Raw genomic sequence first — 21,425 nt, forward strand, 5'->3', positions numbered from 1 at the left:
GTACGGCCGCCTTCACGGATTGCGAAACGCAGACCGTCGTCCATCGCGATCGGGTGGATCAGGGTAACAACCATTTTGATGTTGTCGCCCGGCATTACCATCTCTACGCCTTCCGGCAGTTCGATGGTGCCAGTCACGTCAGTTGTACGGAAGTAGAACTGCGGACGGTAGCCTTTGAAGAACGGAGTATGACGGCCGCCTTCATCTTTGGACAGAATGTACACTTCAGATTCGAACTTGGTGTGCGGCTTGATGGTGCCCGGCTTAGCCAGTACCTGACCACGTTCGATTTCTTCACGTTTGATACCACGCAGCAGAACACCTACGTTCTCACCAGCACGGCCTTCGTCCAGCAGTTTGCGGAACATTTCAACGCCAGTACAGGTAGACTTCGCAGTCTCTTTGATACCAACGATTTCAACTTCTTCGCCCACTTTGATGATACCGCGCTCTACACGACCGGTAACAACGGTACCACGACCGGAGATGGAGAATACGTCTTCGATCGGCAGCAGGAACGGCTTGTCAATCGCACGCTCTGGTTCCGGGATGTAAGAATCCAGGTAGCCAGCCAGTTCGATGATTTTCGCTTCCCACTCTGCGTCGCCTTCCAGCGCTTTCAGAGCAGAACCACGAACGATCGGCGTGTCGTCGCCCGGGAAATCGTACTGAGACAGCAGTTCACGCACTTCCATCTCAACCAGTTCCAGCAGCTCTTCGTCATCAACCATGTCGCATTTGTTCAGGAACACGATGATGTACGGAACGCCTACCTGACGACCCAGCAGGATGTGCTCACGGGTCTGCGGCATCGGGCCGTCAGTCGCAGCAACAACCAGGATCGCGCCGTCCATCTGCGCAGCACCGGTGATCATGTTTTTAACATAGTCGGCGTGGCCCGGGCAGTCTACGTGCGCGTAGTGGCGAGTCGGGGTGTCGTATTCAACGTGAGAAGTGTTGATGGTGATACCACGAGCTTTTTCTTCCGGCGCGTTATCGATCTGGTCGAATGCACGAGCAGCACCGCCGTAGGTTTTAGCCAGTACGGTAGTGATTGCAGCAGTCAGAGTAGTTTTACCATGGTCAACGTGGCCGATGGTGCCGACGTTAACGTGCGGTTTTGTACGTTCAAATTTTTCTTTAGACACGGCTATATTCCTTACTATAGTGCTCTCCCCTTCAGGAGAGAGCACGGGACTTAGGTTTTAATCCTGTGGATTATTTACCACGGGCTTCAATAACGGCCTGAGCAACGTTGCTCGGTGCATCATCATACTTCAGGAATTCCATAGTGTATGATGCGCGACCTTTGGTCAGAGAACGCAGCTGAGTTGCATATCCGAACATTTCAGACAGCGGTACTTCAGCGTGGATCTTAACGCCAGTAACTTCGGATTCCTGACCGCGCAGCATACCGCGACGACGGCTCAAGTCACCAATTACGTCACCGGTGTTCTCTTCCGGCGTTTCTACCTCAACCTTCATGATCGGCTCAAGCAGAACAGGTTTCGCTTTCTTAAAGCCTTCTTTAAAGGCAATAGACGCAGCCAGTTTAAACGCCAGTTCAGAGGAGTCAACGTCATGGTAAGAACCGAAGTGCAGACGGATACCGATGTCAACAACCGGATAGCCAGCCAGCGGGCCTGCTTTCAGCTGCTCCTGGATACCTTTATCAACGGCCGGGATGTATTCGCCAGGGATTACACCACCCTTGATGTCGTTGATGAACTCGTAGCCTTTCGGGTTGGAACCCGGCTCCAGCGGGTACATGTCGATAACAACATGACCGTACTGACCGCGACCACCAGACTGCTTGGCGTGTTTACCTTCGATATCGGTAACTTTCGAGCGAATCGCTTCGCGGTAAGCAACCTGAGGTTTACCGACGTTCGCTTCAACGTTGAATTCACGCTTCATACGGTCAACGATGATGTCGAGGTGCAGCTCACCCATACCGGCGATAATGGTCTGGTTAGATTCTTCGTCAGTCCATACGCGGAAAGACGGGTCTTCTTTAGCCAGACGGCCCAGAGCCAGACCCATTTTTTCCTGGTCAGCTTTGGTTTTCGGTTCTACTGCGATGGAGATTACCGGCTCAGGGAATTCCATACGTTCCAGAATGATCGGCGCGTCCGGGTCACACAGGGTGTCACCCGTAGTTACGTCTTTCAGACCGATAGCAGCAGCGATGTCGCCCGCGCGAACTTCTTTGATCTCTTCACGTTTGTTAGCGTGCATCTGAACGATACGACCGAAACGCTCACGTGCAGATTTCACGGAGTTCAGTACAGTATCACCAGAGTTAACCACACCAGAGTACACACGGAAGAAGGTCAGGTTACCCACGAACGGGTCGGTAGCGATTTTGAATGCCAGTGCAGAGAAAGGCTCATCATCGCTAGCATGACGCTCAGCCGGAGTATCTTTACCGTCGTCCAGGATACCGTTGATCGCAGGTACGTCAACCGGGGATGGCAGGTAATCAATTACCGCATCCAGCATCGCCTGAACACCTTTGTTCTTAAATGCAGAACCACAGGTTACCAGGATGATTTCGTTGCTCAGAACACGCTGACGCAGAGCTTTTTTGATCTCTTCTTCAGTCAGTTCTTCGCCACCCAGGTATTTTTCCATCAGCTCTTCAGAAGCTTCCGCAGCGGACTCGATCAGGTTCTGGTGCCATTCTTCAGCCAGTTCCTGCATGTCAGCCGGGATATCTTCGTAAGTGAAGGTAACGCCTGCATCTGCTTCGTTCCAGTTGATGGCTTTCATTTTCACCAGGTCAACAACACCGGTGAACGCTTCTTCAGCGCCAATCGCCAGTTGCAGCGGAACAGGGTTCGCGCCCAGACGGCTTTTGATCTGACCAACAACTTTCAGGAAGTTCGCACCCATACGGTCCATTTTGTTAACGAACGCAATGCGCGGAACTTTATATTTGTTTGCCTGACGCCATACGGTTTCAGACTGCGGCTGAACACCACCAACTGCGCAGTAAACCATTACTGCACCATCAAGAACACGCATGGAACGTTCTACTTCGATAGTGAAGTCAACGTGCCCCGGGGTGTCGATGATGTTTACGCGATGCGGTTCATACTGCTTAGCCATACCAGACCAGAATGCAGTAGTCGCTGCGGAGGTGATGGTAATACCACGCTCCTGCTCCTGCTCCATCCAGTCCATGGTAGCTGCGCCGTCATGAACTTCACCGATTTTATGGTTTACACCGGTGTAGAACAGAATACGTTCGGTAGTAGTGGTTTTACCGGCGTCGATGTGCGCACTGATACCGATGTTACGGTAGCGTGCGATGGGTGTTGTACGAGCCATTTGATTCCTCGTTTTATCTTCTAGGCGTTCAATTTAAGTAGCCCAAAGCGGGCTGCTTGCTGGAAGCGCCCGCCTGGTGACTAAAATTCCGAAGGGATTACCAACGGTAGTGTGCGAACGCCTTGTTGGCTTCTGCCATACGGTGAACGTCTTCACGTTTCTTAACTGCAGTACCTTTGTTGTCTGCAGCATCAGTGAGTTCGTTCGCCAGGCGCAGAGCCATGGATTTATCACCGCGTTTACGAGCAGCTTCAACGATCCAACGCATTGCCAGAGCATTACGACGAACCGGACGGACTTCAACTGGTACCTGATAAGTAGAACCACCAACGCGGCGAGACTTAACTTCGACAGTCGGGCGCACGTTTTCGAGAGCTACTTCGAAAGCTTCCAGTTCAGATTTACCAGAACGCTGAGCCAGGGTCTCCAGCGCGCTGTATACGATAGTTTCGGCAGTAGATTTTTTACCATCTACCATCAGGATATTTACAAATTTAGCCAGCAGTTCTGATCCGAACTTCGGATCCGGAAGAATTTTACGCTGACCAATGACGCGACGACGTGGCATGGAAATACTCCGTTGTTAATTCAGGATTGTCCAAAACTCTACGAGTTTAGTTTGACATTTAAGTTAAAACGTTTGGCCTTACTTAACGGAGAACCATTAAGCCTTAGGACGCTTCACGCCATACTTGGAGCGAGCTTGCTTACGGTCTTTAACGCCGGAGCAGTCAAGCGCACCACGTACGGTGTGGTAACGAACACCCGGGAGGTCTTTTACACGACCGCCACGGATCAGGATCACGGAGTGCTCCTGCAGGTTGTGACCTTCACCACCGATGTAGGAAGTCACTTCAAAACCGTTAGTCAGACGAACACGGCATACTTTACGCAGCGCGGAGTTCGGTTTTTTAGGGGTGGTAGTATATACACGAGTACATACGCCACGTTTTTGCGGGCATGCTTCCAGCGCAGGCACGTTGCTTTTCGCAACTTTGCGAGCACGTGGTTTGCGTACCAGCTGGTTAACTGTTGCCATTAAATAGCTCCTGGTTTTAGCTTTTGCTTCGTAAACACGTAATAAAACGGCCTCACACAATATGAGGACGCCGAATTTTAGGGCGGTGTCGAAAAGGTGTCAAGAAATATACAACGATCCCACAATCACCAGGCCATCTGGCTGGGATGCTTAACCGCAAGTCTGACGAAGTCAGTATAGTCAACCCTGACGACACTGTCTGAAATTTGACCGCTCAAACCGCGAGCATCGATATCTTCTTTCAGTGCGTAAACCGTTATGGGGGCGTTACGCAAACTTTCAAGGAAACGGCTACCTTCGATGGCCGCCGTAACGCCATCCTGTAGCAATAAAAGCGCATCGCCTTCTTTGCACACGCGAAGAAGCGCGGAAACGTCACTGAGCCATGCGGAACGATGTAATGTATGCAGGATAGTCACGTCAGAACCTCAGGATAACATCATAATTGTCCAGTTCACCGCGCAACGCTTCAGGTTCAAGCGGCATCGCATCCACAATGAAACTCGCCCCCGTCTCCAGACCGCGCTCACGCAACGAAGCGGCGCACAGCCAGCATTGCTCGATATCGTACAGCCCCAGCAGTTTGAAGGTGGCGATGTAATCCCGCGCCAGCACGACGTCAGGCGTTTGTCCCGAAAGGATCTGAAAAACACCATCGCCGATAAAAAAGACGCCAATATCTTCCGTCAGCGCCGACGTCGCCAGTAACGCATCCAGTCCTTCGCGGCCCGACGCGCTGCCGTGCGGCGTGGTGGAAAATACAAAAGCAATACGTTTCATCAAAACTGCACCACGCGATCGCAGGTCAGGGAGGCTTCCGCCAGCGCGCCAAGCCCGCTCAACGAAAACCCTGGCTGTAAGTTGGCTGATGCCAGCGCCAGCCTTTTTGCTTCGGTCTCATCCACAATGCCGCGACGCAGCGCCGCCGCAACGCAGATATTCAACGCGACGCCATGCTGCGCGCCCAACTGCTGCCATGCGCGCACCAGGTCGAATTCATCGCTGGCCGGAGAGGTCAACTGGTTGGCGTTATACACGCCTTCCCGGTAGAAAAAGACGCTGCTCAGCTCATGCCCTTCGTTAACTAAGGCATGTGCAAACTGCAACGCGCTGCTCGCTTGCTGCGTTCCGTACGCTGGCCCCGTCACCACAATGGCAAAACGCATTACTTATCTTGCCCCTGGAAGTCGCCGCTTTTGAACTGACGAATATAGAGGTAGACCGTATGTTTGGAGATGTTCAGGCGGTCAGCCACCTGGTTAATCGCATCTTTAATATCGAAGATCCCCTTCTCATACAGATTCAGCACAATCTGACGATTCTTCGCGTTATTAGAGACATTGCGATCGGCATTCACCTCTTCAATGGTGAATTCCAGCGTCTGAGTGACCAGATCTTCCACCGAGGAGGCAAAGTTCACGGCGGAACCCACTTCCGGCGTTTCCGGCGGAATAAAGGTATTCATAATCTGCGAGAACGGCACATCAAGGTTCATGTTGATGCACAGCAGACCAATTACGCGATGCTCGCGGTTGCGAATGGCAATCGTCACTGACTTCATCAGGACACCGCTTTTCGCGCGTGTGAAGTAACACTTCGATACGCTGCTATCCGCACCCGTCATATCATGCAGCATGCGCAATGCAAGGTCAGTGATCGGCGAGCCAATTTTGCGCCCCGTGTGTTCACCGTTGGCAATGCGAATGGCTGAGCATTTCAAATCCTGCAAAGAGTGCAATACGATTTCACAATGGGAACCAATGAGCATCGCTAACCCGTCCACCACCGCTTCGTAGGATTTCAGAATATCAAAGTCGGTTTGATCGAAAGGACGTTGATCCAGTAAGTCAAGCTCACTGGTTTCGTTGGTTAAAAGCGACCTGGTCATGAAAAAAAACACTCCTTTTCAGGAGCCTGTCGTTATGTTTTCAGGGCAGGCTCATTATTTACGCGGATGATTAAATTAATACAGCGGGGGTTCCGCTTTCCAGTATTAATTATATCCGGCCTGCAATAAAAAAACCGCCGCCATGACAGGCGGCGGTTCTCAGTTTTTATTTTTTAGCAGCATCTGTCGATTTGGCGTCGGCCGCTGCGTCTGGTTTCGCATCGGCTTTCGGCGCCGGTTTGATGTCCAGCAGCTCTACATCGAATACCAGCGTGGAGTTAGCCGGAATACCCGGAACGCCCGTTTTACCGTAGGCCAGATCCGGTGGGATAACCATCTGGATCTTACCGCCTTTCTTAATGTTCTTCAGGCCTTCAGTCCAGCCTGGGATCACGCCGTCCAGACGGAAAGAGAGCGGTTCGCCACGGGTGTAGGAGTTATCGAACTCTTTACCGTCGATCAGCGTACCTTTGTAGTTAACCACAACGGTGTCGCTGTCTTTTGGCGCTTCGCCAGTACCGGCTTTCTCTACTTTATAAACCAGACCTGTTGAAGAGGTTTTCGCCCCTTTCTCTTTAGCAAATTTCTCGCGGAACGCTTTACCTTTCGCTTCGTTATCAGCGGCGTCTTTTTCCATCTTCGCCTGAGCGGAGGTCTTCACGCGCGCTTCAAATGCCTGCAAGGTCTGCTCGATTTCCTGGTCAGACAGTTTGCTCTTGTCTGCAAATGCATCCTGGACACCCGCGATCAGCTGATCTTTATCCAGTTTGATCCCCAGTTTTTCTTGTTCCTTCAGGGAGTTTTCCATGTAACGACCCAGCGAAGCGCCCAGCGCATAAGCAGATTTCTGGTCGTCATTCTTGAACGCGGCTTTGCTGTCAGCAGTTGCAGCTGGTTTCGCGGCGTCCGCAGCGAAAGTGAGCGGTGCATGCAGAGCAACGGCCATCGTGGTCGCCAGCAGCGTTACTTTAAACAGTGATTTCATCCATATCTCCAGGGCCGGGGCATCTCACCCCAGGGTTAACTTACATGAGAAGCGTACTATAAAACGTTGTAGAACAAATCAACATACGGACACGCCCTATTATCACCCCTTTTCAGACTCTTTTTGTTTAAATTAGTTTCGTAGAGGGCGAATGAGTGCTGTGTAATCCGATAAAGTTCAGTAGAATCCGCCGCGACCCAAGAAGTGCCGGAGACAACAAGAGAGGTGAATCATGCAAGATATAACGATGGAAGCTCGCCTGGCTGAACTGGAGAGCCGTCTGGCGTTTCAGGAGATCACCATTGAAGAACTCAACGTAACGGTGACCGCGCACGAGATGGAGATGGCGAAACTACGCGATCATCTGCGCCTGCTGACGGAGAAGCTTAAAGCCAGCCAACCGTCGAATATCGCCTCGCAGGCCGAAGAGACGCCGCCACCGCATTATTGAGACGTAAAAAAAGCGGGATATTCCCGCTTTTTTGTGCCGGACGGCGGCGTAAACGCCTTATCCGGCCTACTGTAGCCCTGATAAGCGTAACGCCATCAGGCATTACAGACGATTAATGGCAACCGCAGCCGCCGTTACCGCCACAACCACCTTTGCCATGCTCATGACCGTGGTCATGATCGTGGCCGTGGCCGCCGCAGCAACCGTCGTGACCGTGGTCGTGGTCGTGACCGTGCGCGCCGTGAACGTGGCCATGAGCCAGTTCTTCTTCGGTCGCTTCGCGGATCGCCACAACTTCCACGTTAAATTTCAGGTTCTGGCCAGCCAGCATGTGGTTACCGTCAACCACAACGTGGTCGTCTTCCACTTCGGTAATTTCTACCGGTACCGGGCCCTGGTCAGTTTCCGCCAGGAAACGCATGCCAACCTGCAACTCGTCAACGCCCATGAAGACGTCTTTAGGCACGCGCTGCACCAGGTTTTCGTCATACTGACCGTAAGCGTCGTTCGCGCCAACAGCCACATCGAATTTGTCGCCAACGTCGTGACCTTCCAGCGCTGTTTCCAGGCCAGAGATCAGGGAACCGTGACCATGCAGGTAGTCCAGCGGCGCACTCACCGGAGACTCATCAACCAACACACCGTCTTCTGTACGTACCTGATAGGCCAGGCTGACCACCAGGTCTTTTGCTACTTTCATGATATCTCCTGAGCATGGGAAGAATAGTGGCGCAGATTGTAGCGGAATTCTGCACCCGTGTACCCACTAGCTTAAAAAAACCTGCGGCATATCGCTAGTCTGGATGAAAAATCCCGATCACTTGCTCTTCTTTGCGAACGTGCTCGCGGGCCGCTTTATCGGCTTCACGCATCTGATGGCCGCACTTAACACACTCAACAATATCGACATTATTTTCGCGCCACATCGCCATTGAATCCTGCGCCTGGCAGGCCGGACACGTCGCCCCTGCAATAAAACGTTTACGAATCGCCATACCTACCCTCTACTCAAACTCATCCCAGCCATCCAGCTGGCGCCGCTCTTGCTGCATCTCTCGCTGGAAAATCTCCTCCAGTTCGCGTCTGGCTTCTCTGGCACGAGAAATTTGCACCATATCGGTATGCATCGGAATAAGCTCCCTTAGCATACGCATATCCAGCCGACGGAAATGCAGTTGCGCACGCTGCGCCTGGTGTGGGTGCATCCCTAACGACACCAGCGTCTTACGCCCCAGTTCCAGCGCGCTGGAAAACGTCTCGCGGGAAAACTGCGTGACACCCGCTTGTAATAACTCATGCGCTTCCACACGTCCGCGCGCTCGCGCAAGAATATGCAAATGCGGGAAATGCTGCCGGCATATCTCCACCAGCTTCATGGTGTCTTCCGGTTCATTACAGGTAATGACGATAGACTCCGCCGCTTCCGCTCCCGCCGAACGCAGTAGCTCCACCTGAGTCGCATCGCCGTAATACACTTTGTAGCCATATTTTCGCATCAGGTTAACGGCGCTGATATCGCGCTCCAGTACGGTGATGCGCATTTTATTCGCCATCAACAAACGGCCAATTACCTGACCAAAACGCCCGAATCCCACGACAATCACCTGCGGTTTATCATCATCCACCCAGGGCTTTTCATCTTCCTCTTCCGGGCCGTTAAGCTGTCTGGAGAGCCATTTATCAACGAGCTTCATCAGCAGCGGCGTGGTCATCATCGACAACGTGACGGTGACCAGCAGCAGCGACATCTGGTCGCCCTGAAACAGCCGCTGGGATGAGGCGGTGGAAAAGAGCACAAACGCGAACTCGCCCCCCTGACTCAGCACGCCCGCAAACTGCATCCGCTCCGAACTTCGAATCCCGTACAGACGCGCCAGCAGATAAAGCACCAGCGTTTTCACCGCCACCAGCACGATGACGCTCACCGCCACCCACAGCAGGTGGGTATAGAGCACGCCAAGGTTTAACGACATCCCCACGGAGATAAAGAACAACCCCAGCAGCAGCCCTTTGAACGGATCGATGGCCGTTTCCAGCTCATGACGGTATTCGCTTTCCGCCAGCAGCACGCCTGCGATAAACGTGCCGAGCGCCATCGACAGCCCCAGCGCATCCATAAATAAAGCAGACCCCAGCACCAGCAACAGCGTGGCGGCGGTAAACACCTCGCGCACGCCGGAATCGGCGATAAAGCGGAACACCGGGCGCAGCAAATAGCGACCGCCAATCAGCATCCCGGCAAAGGCCAGCACCTTCATGCCGACTTTAATCCAGTCAAAATGTTCATCTGCCGAGCCAGCCAGCAGCGGCACCAGCGCCAGCGCGGGGATCACCGCCAGATCCTGAAACAGCAGCACCGAAAAACCCAACTGGCCGGATTCGCTGCGGTTCATCCCCTTTTCCCGCATCAGTTGCAGCGCCATCGCGGTCGATGACATCGCCAGACCAATCCCGCCGATCACCGCCGCCTGCCACGAGAAATCGGTAAGCATCAGCAGCCCGGCCAGCACAACAGCGCTCAGCATCACCTGGGCCGCCCCGACGCCAAAGATAGAGCGACGCAGTTGCCAGAGTTTGGAAGGGTTGAGTTCCAGGCCGATGATAAACATCAGAAAGACAACGCCCAGCTCAGAAAAGTGGAGGATTTCATCAACGTCGCTGATAAATCCCAGCCCCCAGGGGCCAATCGCAATCCCTGCCAGCAAATATCCCAGTACCGCGCCAATACCCAGCCGCGATGCCAGTGGCACCGCAGCGACCGCCGCGAAGAGGAACATCACCCCCGCCGTCAATAAATCAGAACCTTCCATTAGCGACCTCCCGCCAGAACAGGGTTTGCCAGCCATTCGCCGTAGGCTTTCGCGTGGCTGGCCAGTTCCTGCTCACTTTGTCGCCTGGCCCAGTAGATAATAATCGGACTCATCCAGTGCATCCGGCACATCGCCGCCGTCAGCTCAAACGGCCGCAGCACATCGGTCATCGGATAGCGGTTCAGCGCATCGTAACGATACGCGCTTTCCGGCTCGCCGGTGGTAATCACGCTCCGCCAGTACTTTCCCGCCAGTTGGTTCCCCCCTGGGCCACTGGCGAAACCACGGCTGAGCACGCGGTCTAACCACTCTTTAAGCAGCGCCGGACAGCTATAGGTATACAGCGGATGCTGGAAAACAATCACGTCATGTTCACGCAATAGCGCCTGCTCATGCGCGATATCGATAAAAAAATCAGGGTAGTGCGCGTAGAGATCGTGCACCGTCACATTACTGAGTTGCATGGCCGGTTTAAGCAGCACCCGGTTCGCGACCGAGTCCTGAGATTCTGGATGGGCATACAGCAGCAGTACCTTTGCTGGCTGGGACATCATCCCCCTCCCGGTTATTTTGTGTATCGTTATTGTTTTGGGCTACCATTGCGCTCCGGCGCGGCAGAATGCCCGCATATTACATTATCATAATGATAAATTAACATAGTCTGAACATACGGCGCCTTATGATTGTTTTCTCCTCGTTACAAATTCGTCGCGGCGTGCGCGTCTTGCTGGACAATGCCACCGCCACCATCAACCCGGGACAGAAGGTCGGCCTGGTGGGTAAGAATGGCTGCGGTAAATCTACCCTGCTGGCATTGCTGAAAAATGAAATCAGCGCCGATGCAGGCGGCGTGACCTTTCCCGGTAACTGGCAACTGGCGTGGGTGAATCAGGAAACACCCGCGCTTGCACAACCTGCGCTGGAGTACGTGATTGATGGCGATCGCGAATACCGCCAACTGGAAGCGCAGTTGCACGACGCCAACGAACGTAACGACGGGCACGCCATCGCCACCGTACACGGCAAGCTCGACGCCATCGACGCCTGGACCGTGCGCTCACGCGCCGCCAGCCTGCTCCACGGCCTCGGTTTTAGCAACGAACAGCTTGAACGCCCGGTCAGCGACTTCTCCGGTGGCTGGCGCATGCGCCTTAACCTGGCCCAGGCGCTGATTTGCCGTTCTGACCTGCTGCTGCTCGATGAACCGACTAACCACCTCGATCTTGATGCCGTTATCTGGCTGGAAAAATGGCTGAAGAGCTATCAGGGCACTCTGATTCTGATTTCGCACGACCGCGACTTCCTCGATCCGGTGGTAGACAAAATCATTCATATCGAACAGCAAACCCTGTTCGAATACACCGGCAACTACAGCGCATTTGAAGTGCAGCGCGCGACCCGGCTGGCCCAGCAGCAGGCGATGTACGAGAGCCAGCAGGAGCGCGTGGCGCATCTGCAAAGTTATATCGACCGTTTCCGCGCCAAAGCGACAAAAGCGAAGCAGGCGCAGAGCCGTATCAAAATGCTGGAGCGTATGGAGCTTATCGCCCCCGCGCATGTCGATAACCCGTTCCACTTCAGCTTCCGCGCGCCGGAAAGCCTGCCCAACCCGCTGCTGAAAATGGAGAAAGTGAGCGCCGGGTATGGCGATCGCATCATTCTGGACTCCATTAAGCTGAATCTGGTGCCCGGTTCACGCATCGGGCTGTTGGGGCGCAACGGCGCCGGTAAATCAACGCTCATCAAGCTGCTGGCGGGCGAGCTTGCGCCTGCCAGCGGTGAAATCGGTCTGGCGAAGGGCATTAAACTCGGTTACTTCGCTCAGCATCAGCTGGAGTATTTGCGAGCGGATGAATCGCCGCTGCAACATCTGGCGCGACTGGCGCCGCAGGAGCTGGAGCAGAAACTGCGCGATTACCTCGGCGGGTTTGGCTTCCAGGGCGATAAGGTCAGCGAAGAGACCCGTCGCTTCTCCGGTGGTGAAAAAGCGCGCCTGGTGCTGGCATTGATCGTCTGGCAGCGCCCTAATCTGCTGCTGCTTGATGAACCAACCAACCACCTTGACCTCGATATGCGTCAGGCGCTGACCGAAGCGCTCATCGAATTTGAAGGCGCGCTGGTGGTCGTCTCGCACGACCGTCACCTGCTACGCTCCACCACCGACGATCTCTATCTGGTTCACGACCATAAAGTCGAGCCGTTCGATGGCGATCTGGAAGACTATCAGCAGTGGCTGAGCGACGTGCAGAAACAGGAAAACCAGCCTGATGACGCCCCGAAAGAGAACGCCAACAGCGCCCAGGCGCGTAAGGATCAGAAGCGTCGCGAAGCCGAACTGCGTGCCCAGACCCAGCCGCTGCGTAAAGAGATCGCCCGTCTGGAAAAAGAGATGGAGAAGCTGAACGCGAAACTGGCGCAAGCGGAAGAAAAACTGGGCGACAGCGAACTGTACGACCAGAGCCGCAAAGCGGAACTGACAGAATGCCTGCAACAGCAGGCCAGCGCCAAATCCGGGCTGGAAGAGTGCGAGATGGCCTGGCTGGAAGCACAGGAACAGCTTGAGCAGATGCTGGCCGACTAACTTCGGGAATATGACGATGAATCCGCTGATGACCAACGATATCACCTTTCGCAAATTAAGCATCTTCATGACGTTTATGGAGAAAGGCAATATTGCCCGGACGGCGGAGGCGCTGGATATCAGCGGGGTCAGCGTTCATCGCGCGCTGCATACGCTGGAAGAGAATGTTCGCTGTCCGCTGTTCGTGCATAAAGGACGTAATCTGATCCCGCAACCGGCTGCATGGACGCTGCTGGAGTATTGCCAGGAGGTCAGCCAGTTGATGGCGCGCGGGCTGGAAGAGGCGCGCAAAACGGCAGGGATCGGCCAGGGGCGTCTGCGCGTAGGTACGCTCTACTCTCTGACGCTGGAAACCGTCCCGCATCTGATCATGGGGATGAAACTGCGCCGACCGGATCTCGAACTGGATCTGACAATGGGCTCCAACGAAGCGCTGCTGAGAATGCTGGAAGACGGAATGCTGGATGCGATCCTGATCTCCATTTCAGAAAGCGCTATCGATCGCAACAGTCTGGAAGTGCTGCCGCTGTTTCATGACGATATTTATCTCGCCGCACCGGCGACGGCAACGCTTGACACCTCCTCGCCCGCCGATCTGCGTGATTACCGGGATCAGAAGTTTGTCTCACTGGCGGAAGGCTTTGCCACCTATGCGGGCTTCCAGGAAGCCTTTCATATTGCCGGGTTTGAACCAGAGATTGTCACCCGTGTGAACGACATCTTCTCGATGCTTAGTCTGGTGCAGGCGGGCGTCGGTTTCACTCTGATGCCGGGACGCATGAAGAAGATGTACGAGAATTCCGTACAGTTGCTGAAGCTGTCGCAGCCGTACCAGATGCAGCAGCTCATCGCCATTGTCTTCGCCCGCAACCGCGAGCGCGACCCTAATCTGCTGGCGCTGGCCGCCGAAGGGCGCATGTACGCGCGTAGCCTTAATCCGGGCGCCTGATCGCCGGATGGCGACGCTACGCGCCTTATCCGGCCTACGGGGTTGCATGTTGGCCATCCGGCTTACAACGGGTGCGAGCCGTAGGCCCGATAAGCGCAGCGCCATCGGGCAACCGCACTAGCCTCTAAGCCGTTTTGCCAGATGCACCGCGACATCCACCCCGCTGCGTTCCAGCGAAACAGACTCACCTTCCCACTCCGCCCGTCGCGTTAAGCAAGTCAACACGCCGCCGGGCGGCATTTCAATCGCCAGCCGCGCCTCGCGCTCGTTGGCGGAGATCGCCGCGTCCTGCCAGCGCACCGTCCGCGCCATGTTCATCGCCAGGTCGTCAGCAATACGTTCCGGCTGCCACAGCACGCGCCCGGTGCTACCGCTGAGGTATGCACAGCGCGGACGGGAGAGCGTCACATGACGGAACGCCTCCACCAGCCGCTGTGCCGGTTCCGCCAGCAGAGCACAGTGCGACGGCACGCTCACCGCCAGACGGTGGGCTTTACTCGCGCCTTTATCCAGCGCCCGCTTCGCAACATCCGCCATCGCCTCATCGCTACCGGCAATCACAATCTGGGTTTCCGCATTCAGGTTAGCGATAAAGGTTCCACTGCCTGCAACCAGCGACTCCACCTGCGGCAAGGTCAGCCCCATAATCGCCGTCAGGCCGTAACCGTGCGGATACGCCTGCTCCATCAAATCACCGCGCAGGGCCACCAGCGTCAGCGCGTCGGTAAACTCCAGCGCTCCGGCGATCACCGCCGCTGGATACGCGCCGATGGACAGGCCGCTGACAATATCCGGCGCAACGCCGCGACGTTCCAGCTCGCGCGCCCACGCCACCCCGGCAATCAGCAGAGCAAGCTGTACCGCCCGGGTGTGTTGCAGCGCGTCCGGGGTATCAAGCGTATTCGCCTCCGCCCCCAGCACCTCGCGCGCCAGCGCTAACTCCGTTCCCGGAAGGTTTTGCAGCATACCTGCATGCTGCGTCCCCTGTCCCGGAAAGGTAAACAGGATTTTCATTTACTCCTCCCTGCGCCACGGGTCGCTGACCAGCCGCGGCCCCTGCGACGTTTTTAACAGCGCTTTGCCATCGCGCAGCCATTCGTTCAGCGCAAACGCGCCGTGCGGCGTTTCCACCTGGGTATCCGCACGGCAAAGCCCGCCCGTCAGTTGCTGCCGCCATTTCTCCAGCAACTCGCGAGAGAGCGGCTGCCGGGCGCGAATCAGCAAATCCAGATCGCTTGCGGCGTGGATCACCGGGAGCCCGGTCGCCAGCGCGTAGCCGGTACTGCCGGTAATCCCCCACGTCCACGGCCATGCCTGTTGCGTCAGTAATAACGCCACCTGAACCGGTGGCTGCGAGATAAAGGGCGAGCGCAGCAGCATCTGTGGGTCAACCAGCGATTCCGGCGTACAGACGCGGGTAATGGCGTCCGGTTGAGCCCAGCCCGCCGCGCGCTGGTCGCGCTTTATGCCGCGAACGCCGACGGGAATGCGCCCCTGCGCATCAACATCACGCCGCACCACCACCGGCAGGCGGGTATGCCAGACGTCATCCACCCAGGATTCCGTGACACCTTCCAGCGCGCTCCGCGCGTTAAGCCAGATAAGATCGTGGGGGCGTAATGTTGTGTTCATGCTTTAGAGTCCTGAAGTCAGCGAGATAAACAACGGCAGCGACAGGATACACAGGACCGAGCTTAACAGCAGCACGGCCTCTGCATCCGGCGACTGCACGCCGAAGCGATTACCGAACACCACGCCGAAGAAACCGGCAGACAGCGCAATCATCAGGATAGCGGTGATCGCCACCGAGCCATGCAGGCCGAAAATCAGCACGATCCCCCAGGCAATCGCCGGTTGAATCAGCAGCTTGGCAATAGTGGAGGTAATAACCATCGTGTTGATCTGCAACTTACGCGCAGAAAGGATCACCCCGGTCAGGAACAGCGCCGCCGCAGTGGCGGCCAGGCCCAGCGGTTTGATCGCCGCCAGCACCAGCTCCGGCATCTTGATACCGATAGCGGAGAGAATGACCCCCAGCAGCGGCCCCATCACGATCGGTTTCTTGATTGAACGCCACATCAGCACCGGCAGCATCGACAGGGTAGAACCCGAGTTGCCGCCTTCCGCACGCGCCTTCTCACGCTCCAGAATCAGCAGGCAGAACGGCGTCATCAGCACGGAACCACAGGCAATGGAAACCGCGACGGAGAGCGACGTTGACGGCCCTTCGCCCAGCACGCTACCGAGAATCGGCAGGCCAAGCGCGGCATAGTTTGGCAGAGCGACGGTCAGGGTCAGCACGGCCGCATCCTGCGGTGATTTTTTAAATACCTTCGTTGCCAGAAAATAGATAGCGGCGTAGGTGATCCACATCGCCAGCGTCAGCACCAGAATCAGCGGCGACTGCGCGACAATACCCGTCCAGGGCGTTTGTACCGTGGCGCTAAACAGCGCAGCGGGGAGTGCAAAATCCATGACGAAAATGTTGAGCAGGGAAACATTCTTGTTATCAACCATTTTGGCCTTCCCGGCCCAGAACCCCAGCAACATGATGACAAAAATCGGTGCAAGAGCATGAACAATCACGTAAGTCATAAATCACCTGTAATGAATAAAAGAGTTAGCACGGACGCGATGATTATTATTTTCAGGATGCAGGTCGCCTCACGGACGCAACGGGCGCGCCCGTGGGGTTATGCATCTGGCAGGTCTCTTTTACTTACCAGCTCGCCCGCATGCGTTCGCGTACAAGAGCAGAACTACGACGATTGTCGGCACCCAGACGATTTTTCAGCGTCGGCTCCTGACGAGCATCGCTGATGGCCTGTTGCAGAGTGGCCGTCACCAACGTCAGATCGTTTGCCGAAGGAGCATCTGGATTACTGATATCCAGCAGACTGGAGAGCAGTCCCAGCGTGGCGTAGTTACTGATGTCGTACGCCATCGGCGGAATAGTGGCCGCCAGTTTTTCCAGCGACTCGACGGTACGCAGGGTGATACGTGCCGCAGACTCTTTACCCATCGCGTGGATCAGCACGCCTTTGTCGTTGAAGGCAATCAGACGGTTGGCCTGATAACCGTGCGCCAGAAACGCGCCGGACATCGCCTTGCCGACGATAAGGCCAATCACCGGATGCCCAGCCAGACGTGCATTGGCATACGCCGCTGCCGCACCGGCCAGCGCCTGGTGAATACCAAATCCCTCTTCACGGCGACCGTAGGCCTGGCTGGGCACATCAATCACCGCCACGATCGGGCGCTTAACAGCGTTATCAGCATCGGCAGCCACGGTTTCGCTGACCACTTTTGCAAGCGTCCAGCCTTCCAGCAGACCAACCTCGCCTTTTGCGGCGCGTGGGTAATGGTTGTTAGCATCCGGCACTACCGCGATAAAGCGCGCCGTTTCACCGTTCAGCTCACCGTCTGCGGCCTGCACGGAGGGGCACAGCCCTTCGAGCCGTCTGGCGTTCGGTACGAGGGCTTGCAGCCATAACTCGCCACGGCTTATTGCGTTACTCATCATTTCACCTCCCGGGCAAAGAGCGCGTTAATCTGTTCTGAATCGGCCTGTTTGCGGGTGTCGAAATGGCTCAGACGGTTCAGATAATCGTCGTAGTTATCGGTGCGGTGTTTTGCCGGAACGCCTTTCGCCAGCGCATCGTTCATCGCCGCTTTCACCGCGTTGATGCCATCGCCAACCAACGCATCCACCAGCCCGCTTTGATAGCGCACTTCGCCACCGGTCATGCTCCAGATAAACGGGCGGTCACGGGAGTCATACTCTTCAATCCCGGCTTCCTGTTCGATAACCTGCGGGCCGTTCAGGCCCAGACGCGCTTCGCGGGTGACAATCAGATAGCTACACAGCGCAGCGGCGATAGACATCCCGCCGAAGCAGCCGACAGTCCCCGCCACAATGCCGACCACCGGGGTATAACGACGCAGGTCAACAATCGCCGCGTGGATGTCGGCAATCGCCGCCAGGCCGAGGTTGGCTTCCTGCAAACGCACGCCGCCGGTTTCCAGGCTCAACACCGCCTGCGTCGGAATGCCGTTACGGTTATCTTCCGCCGCCAGCTCCAGCGCCGCCGCCATTTTAGCGCCGGACACTTCGCCCATGCTGCCGCCCTGGAATGCGCCCTCAATCGCCACAACCACCGCCGGTTTGCCGTTAATAGTGCCTTTCGCCACGACCATGCCGTCATCGGCCTGCGGCACGATGCCCTGCGCGCCCAGCCACGGCGACATCACGCCTTCAAACGGGTCGAGCAGTTCGCGGTAGCTGCCTTCATCCAGCAGCGCATGGGCGCGCTGACGCGCTTTTAATTCGATAAAACTGCGGTCATCACGCATAGCTCACCTCTTCAAATACCTGTTCGATACGAATGCGCGCTACGCCCGGCGTCGCGCCGAAGTCGTGGATGGTCAGTTTGCCTGCCGGCAGGCTGCTGACCGTTTGCAGACGGGTAAACAGCGCTTCCCAGCGGCTGCGGCTGTTATCGACGGAAGTGGTGATATCAATGGTTAACGTCTGGCCCTGGTCGGCGGTGAATAACACCTCCATATCCCCGGAGCCGACAACCCCTGCCAGCGCCCTGCCGCGTAATGCGCGGCTGGCTGGCACGGTCAATGTGATTTTTTCCATAACATCCTCTTAATGCTTTGAATAAGACGTTTCGACGCGATCGAGAAACAGGGTGGCGGCGAGCAAGTCCGCCGCGCCGCCCGGCGAGGCGTTCAGCGCCAGCATCTGACGGTCTAAACGAGCCAGCGCCTGCGCCCCTGCCGGGTGCGCGCTGCCGCCCGCATGGAGAACGGCGCGCGCGCCGTGCTGCATGGCATCCAGCCCCTCCATCCCGGCGCGAGAAAGCACGCAGGTGTCGGTCAGCGAGGTCATGATGGCCATCAGCGCATCCAGCCGGGCGTGCATTTCGCTGCTGCCGTTCTGTCGGCTTAGCCGAAGCTGCGGCAGCGCACGCTGCATAATGTGTGGAAACGCTTGCTGCGCTTCTTCTCTGGCGCCCGGTACGCGATAACGGTGGGTAGCGCGCAGCCCTTTACTGAAGACTTTCGGCGCGGCGTCATCCGGCAGTTTTGCCAGTTCAGCGGCGGTTGCCGTCACCTGCTGCGCCCTGCCCGCGCCGCCGTGCATCGCCACGGCGCTCACCAACAGCCCCAGCGCCCAAATCGCGCCACGGTGGGTGTTCACGCCGCCCGTTGCCGCCATCATCTGCTGCTCGCCTTCGCGACCGAGTCGCCCTATGGTTTGTCTGAGCGCAATATCAGCCGGACGCCGCCAGCTTTGTTGCGCCAGCGCCTGAAACGTGGAGGTCAGGCTGTGCGCCGAGCGCTCCATCAGCGCAAGCGATAAATCGTGGTGCGCGCCGTTCCCCCGACTGTCCACCAGACCGGGCTTCGGGCTTAATCGTGCTTCGTCGATCAGACACTGCGTGGCGGTTCGCGCCAGCCATTCGGCGCCGCCTTCAACCTGAATCCGGGGCAGAAGTTTCATTACCAGCTCCGAAATTTCGCAGGTGGGTTGTAGAGCCCCCCGGACCATTCCACCAGGTCGGCAACGCTGCCGGCCGCCAGCAGAGAACGGGTGGCGTCGGTACGACGAATGCCCATATCTTCCGGGTAAACCACCTTGCCGTTCTGACGCAGTTCGGCGACGCGCCGGGCGTCTACGCCCAGACCGATGTCGGTAATACCAGCCACCGCCGCAACCATCGCGCGACGCTCTTCCAGACTTTCCGCCCGGTAGAGATAAGCGATACCTTCTTCGGTCAGAACGTGGGTCACGTCGTCGCCGTAGATCATCACCGGCGCCAGCGGCATACCGGAGGCTTTCGCTACATCAACCGCATCCAGTTTTTCCACGAAGGTCGGTTTCACGCCCGCCTGGAAAGTTTCCACCATCTGCACCACCAGTTTTTTACCGCGCTGCATGGGGTCAGGTTCGGTGATCATGTTCAGCCAGGCCGGGGTAGCGTGACGGCGACCGTGCGGGTCGTGGCCCATGTTTGGCGCGCCGCCGAAGCCGGACAGACGACCGCGAGTCACCGTTGAGGAGTTAGCCAGGCCATCAACCTGCAACGTGGAGCCGATAAACATATCGACCGCGTACTGACCCGCCAGCTGACAGAAGGCGCGGTTAGAACGCATGGAGCCATCGGCGCCGGTAAAGAACACGTCAGGACGGGCGCGGATGTACTCCTCCATCCCCAGCTCGCCGCCGAAGCAGTGCACGCTTTCCACCCAGCCGCTTTCAATCGCCGGGATCAGCGTCGGATGCGGGTTCAGCGTCCAGTGTTTACAGATTTTTCCGCGCAGACCGAGTTGCTCGCCCCAGGTGGGCAGCAGCAGTTCAATAGCGGCGGTGTTGAAGCCGATACCGTGGTTCAGCGACTGCACCTGGTGCTCTGCGTAGATGCCTTTAATGGCCATCATCGCCATCAGGATATGTTCCTGTTTGATCAGGCGCGGGTCGCGAGTGAACAGCGGTTCGATAAAGAACGGTTTGTCGGCAACCACCACGTAGTCGATCCACGAGCCCGGAATATCGACGCGCGGCAAGTCGCACTCGTCATCCACCAGTTCGTTCACCTGTGCGATAACGATGCCATCGTGGAATGCGGCGGCTTCCACTAGCGCCGGGGTATCTTCGGTACTCGGCCCGGTGTAGAGGTTGCCTTTGCGGTCAGCTTTGTAACCGGCAATCAGCGCCACGTTTGGCGCCAGGTCGACGTAAAGACGGGAATAAAGCTCGATGTAGGTGTGGATGGCGCCAATTTCCAGCAGGCCATCTTCCAGCAGTTGCGAGATGCGCAGACTTTGGGTGCCGGAAAAAGAGAAGTCCAGCTTGCGGGCGATACCCTTTTCGAAGATATCGAGATGCTCGCTGCGCCCAACGCTTGGCATGATCATATGCAGGTCATGCACTATCTGCGGGTTGACCTCCGCCAGCATGCGGGACAGGAAATCTGCCTGCTTCTGGTTATTCCCTTCTAATACCACGCGGTCACCCGGCGCGATCAGTTTTTCCAGCATTGCGGTCAGGTCTGCGGTTGGCAGCACCTTGCCCTGTACCGGAACGGAAGCCAGACGCCGCTGCTTCTCGGTGCGGCGCGTGTTCCAGACTCGTGCTGGCGTTTGCCCAGATAACATTATTAACCTCCTGATTCAGCTAATCATTTTGATTGCTTAACACTGGAAAGAGTGTGCGCCCTGGTGAGAAAGTCATCAATTAAGCGTAGAGAGGAATCATTAGCCTGAGAGTAATAATTTGAGTAATGAATTGTGATTAAGATCAGCGTCAGGAAGGTGTAAATCCGCTCCCCCTGCCTCATTTTCATAAACACCAGGGGAAAGTGACGGTATAGTAGGCGG

24 protein-coding genes are annotated in these 21,425 nt (G+C 56.4%); 3 read left to right on the forward strand and 21 right to left on the reverse strand.

Translation table 11 applies throughout. From position 1 onward, the window contains the following. From tuf to fkpA, 9 genes are all read right to left on the reverse strand, one after another. Nucleotides 1-1,148, reverse strand: a 1,148-nt coding sequence (tuf, locus tag OGV83_RS07835) for an elongation factor Tu (RefSeq protein ID WP_200093479.1), incomplete at its 3' end; no start/stop codon positions are given. Between the two features lie 70 nt (nucleotides 1,149-1,218). Beyond that, nucleotides 1,219-3,333, reverse strand: a complete 2,115-nt coding sequence (fusA, locus tag OGV83_RS07840; protein WP_012135435.1) for an elongation factor G — start codon at nucleotides 3,331-3,333, stop codon at nucleotides 1,219-1,221. Between the two features lie 97 nt (nucleotides 3,334-3,430). Then, on the reverse strand, nucleotides 3,431-3,901 hold the full coding sequence (gene rpsG / locus OGV83_RS07845) for a 30S ribosomal protein S7 (protein ID WP_002920113.1): 471 nt from the start codon (nucleotides 3,899-3,901) through the stop codon (nucleotides 3,431-3,433). Between the two features lie 96 nt (nucleotides 3,902-3,997). Continuing rightward, the gene (gene rpsL / locus OGV83_RS07850; protein ID WP_000246815.1) at nucleotides 3,998-4,372 is read right to left on the reverse strand and encodes a 30S ribosomal protein S12; all 375 of its coding nucleotides are present in this window, start codon (nucleotides 4,370-4,372) and stop codon (nucleotides 3,998-4,000) included. 125 nt (nucleotides 4,373-4,497) lie between these two features. Next, nucleotides 4,498-4,785, reverse strand: coding sequence for a sulfurtransferase complex subunit TusB (tusB, locus tag OGV83_RS07855; RefSeq protein ID WP_024131005.1), 288 nt, complete (start codon nucleotides 4,783-4,785; stop codon nucleotides 4,498-4,500). Nucleotides 4,786-4,792: 7 nt separating this feature from the next. Further along, the gene (gene tusC / locus OGV83_RS07860) at nucleotides 4,793-5,152 is read right to left on the reverse strand and encodes a sulfurtransferase complex subunit TusC (protein ID WP_286463396.1); all 360 of its coding nucleotides are present in this window, start codon (nucleotides 5,150-5,152) and stop codon (nucleotides 4,793-4,795) included. Further along, on the reverse strand, nucleotides 5,152-5,538 hold the full coding sequence (gene tusD, locus OGV83_RS07865) for a sulfurtransferase complex subunit TusD (protein ID WP_012135438.1): 387 nt from the start codon (nucleotides 5,536-5,538) through the stop codon (nucleotides 5,152-5,154). The genes tusC and tusD overlap by 1 nt, the downstream gene beginning before the upstream one ends. Next, nucleotides 5,538-6,260 (reverse strand): helix-turn-helix transcriptional regulator, encoded by a 723-nt coding sequence (locus OGV83_RS07870; protein ID WP_012135439.1) that lies wholly within the window; start codon nucleotides 6,258-6,260, stop codon nucleotides 5,538-5,540. Before OGV83_RS07870 ends, tusD begins: the two co-directional genes overlap by 1 nt. A gap of 166 nt (nucleotides 6,261-6,426) precedes the next feature. Beyond that, complete coding sequence (fkpA, locus tag OGV83_RS07875; RefSeq protein ID WP_012135440.1) at nucleotides 6,427-7,245, reverse strand: FKBP-type peptidyl-prolyl cis-trans isomerase; 819 nt, start codon at nucleotides 7,243-7,245, stop codon at nucleotides 6,427-6,429. Between the two features lie 232 nt (nucleotides 7,246-7,477). Here fkpA and OGV83_RS07880 point away from each other — a divergent pair, with 232 nt between their 5' ends. Further along, nucleotides 7,478-7,696, forward strand: a complete 219-nt coding sequence (locus OGV83_RS07880) for a protein SlyX (protein ID WP_012135441.1) — start codon at nucleotides 7,478-7,480, stop codon at nucleotides 7,694-7,696. A 112-nt stretch (nucleotides 7,697-7,808) separates the two neighbouring features. Here OGV83_RS07880 and slyD read toward each other — a convergent pair whose 3' ends face one another. The 4 genes from slyD to kefG form a co-directional block, all read right to left on the reverse strand. After that, the gene (gene slyD / locus OGV83_RS07885; protein ID WP_012135442.1) at nucleotides 7,809-8,396 is read right to left on the reverse strand and encodes a peptidylprolyl isomerase; all 588 of its coding nucleotides are present in this window, start codon (nucleotides 8,394-8,396) and stop codon (nucleotides 7,809-7,811) included. Between the two features lie 94 nt (nucleotides 8,397-8,490). Further along, entirely contained in the window at nucleotides 8,491-8,691 is a 201-nt protein-coding gene (locus OGV83_RS07890; protein WP_047460809.1) for a YheV family putative zinc ribbon protein, read from the reverse strand. Nucleotides 8,692-8,700: 9 nt separating this feature from the next. After that, nucleotides 8,701-10,506, reverse strand: coding sequence for a glutathione-regulated potassium-efflux system protein KefB (kefB, locus tag OGV83_RS07895; protein WP_012135445.1), 1,806 nt, complete (start codon nucleotides 10,504-10,506; stop codon nucleotides 8,701-8,703). Then, the gene (gene kefG, locus OGV83_RS07900) at nucleotides 10,506-11,057 is read right to left on the reverse strand and encodes a glutathione-regulated potassium-efflux system ancillary protein KefG (protein WP_024131006.1); all 552 of its coding nucleotides are present in this window, start codon (nucleotides 11,055-11,057) and stop codon (nucleotides 10,506-10,508) included. The genes kefB and kefG overlap by 1 nt, the downstream gene beginning before the upstream one ends. Before the next feature lie 128 nt (nucleotides 11,058-11,185). Between kefG and OGV83_RS07905 the strand changes: the two genes are divergently transcribed. Together OGV83_RS07905 and OGV83_RS07910 are read left to right on the forward strand one after the other, a co-directional pair. Continuing rightward, nucleotides 11,186-13,087: an ABC transporter ATP-binding protein gene (locus OGV83_RS07905; protein WP_012135447.1), complete on the forward strand. Its 1,902-nt coding sequence runs from the start codon at nucleotides 11,186-11,188 to the stop codon at nucleotides 13,085-13,087. Nucleotides 13,088-13,103: 16 nt separating this feature from the next. After that, nucleotides 13,104-14,036 carry a LysR family transcriptional regulator gene (locus OGV83_RS07910; protein ID WP_275055878.1) on the forward strand — a complete coding sequence of 311 codons (933 nt, stop codon included), beginning with the start codon at nucleotides 13,104-13,106 and terminating at the stop codon, nucleotides 14,034-14,036. Nucleotides 14,037-14,153: 117 nt separating this feature from the next. Here OGV83_RS07910 and mdcH read toward each other — a convergent pair whose 3' ends face one another. From mdcH to mdcA, 8 genes are all read right to left on the reverse strand, one after another. After that, nucleotides 14,154-15,050: a malonate decarboxylase subunit epsilon gene (gene mdcH / locus OGV83_RS07915; protein ID WP_286463398.1), complete on the reverse strand. Its 897-nt coding sequence runs from the start codon at nucleotides 15,048-15,050 to the stop codon at nucleotides 14,154-14,156. Next, the gene (locus OGV83_RS07920) at nucleotides 15,051-15,668 is read right to left on the reverse strand and encodes a malonate decarboxylase holo-ACP synthase (RefSeq protein ID WP_012135450.1); all 618 of its coding nucleotides are present in this window, start codon (nucleotides 15,666-15,668) and stop codon (nucleotides 15,051-15,053) included. 3 nt (nucleotides 15,669-15,671) lie between these two features. After that, on the reverse strand, nucleotides 15,672-16,631 hold the full coding sequence (locus OGV83_RS07925; protein WP_012135451.1) for an AEC family transporter: 960 nt from the start codon (nucleotides 16,629-16,631) through the stop codon (nucleotides 15,672-15,674). Nucleotides 16,632-16,755: 124 nt separating this feature from the next. Continuing rightward, nucleotides 16,756-17,556, reverse strand: coding sequence for a biotin-independent malonate decarboxylase subunit gamma (mdcE, locus tag OGV83_RS07930; protein WP_071259392.1), 801 nt, complete (start codon nucleotides 17,554-17,556; stop codon nucleotides 16,756-16,758). Further along, complete coding sequence (locus OGV83_RS07935; protein WP_101744216.1) at nucleotides 17,556-18,389, reverse strand: biotin-independent malonate decarboxylase subunit beta; 834 nt, start codon at nucleotides 18,387-18,389, stop codon at nucleotides 17,556-17,558. The genes mdcE and OGV83_RS07935 overlap by 1 nt, the downstream gene beginning before the upstream one ends. After that, entirely contained in the window at nucleotides 18,382-18,681 is a 300-nt protein-coding gene (mdcC, locus tag OGV83_RS07940) for a malonate decarboxylase acyl carrier protein (protein ID WP_047460783.1), read from the reverse strand. Before mdcC ends, OGV83_RS07935 begins: the two co-directional genes overlap by 8 nt. Nucleotides 18,682-18,690: 9 nt before the next feature. Beyond that, complete coding sequence (locus OGV83_RS07945) at nucleotides 18,691-19,548, reverse strand: triphosphoribosyl-dephospho-CoA synthase (RefSeq protein WP_110493732.1); 858 nt, start codon at nucleotides 19,546-19,548, stop codon at nucleotides 18,691-18,693. Continuing rightward, nucleotides 19,548-21,203: a malonate decarboxylase subunit alpha gene (gene mdcA, locus OGV83_RS07950; protein ID WP_115608764.1), complete on the reverse strand. Its 1,656-nt coding sequence runs from the start codon at nucleotides 21,201-21,203 to the stop codon at nucleotides 19,548-19,550. The genes OGV83_RS07945 and mdcA overlap by 1 nt, the downstream gene beginning before the upstream one ends. Between the last annotated feature and the right edge of the window lie 222 nt (nucleotides 21,204-21,425).

Source organism: Citrobacter sp. CK189, assembly GCF_030333505.1.
Classification (GTDB): Bacteria; Pseudomonadota; Gammaproteobacteria; order Enterobacterales; family Enterobacteriaceae; genus Citrobacter_B; species Citrobacter_B koseri.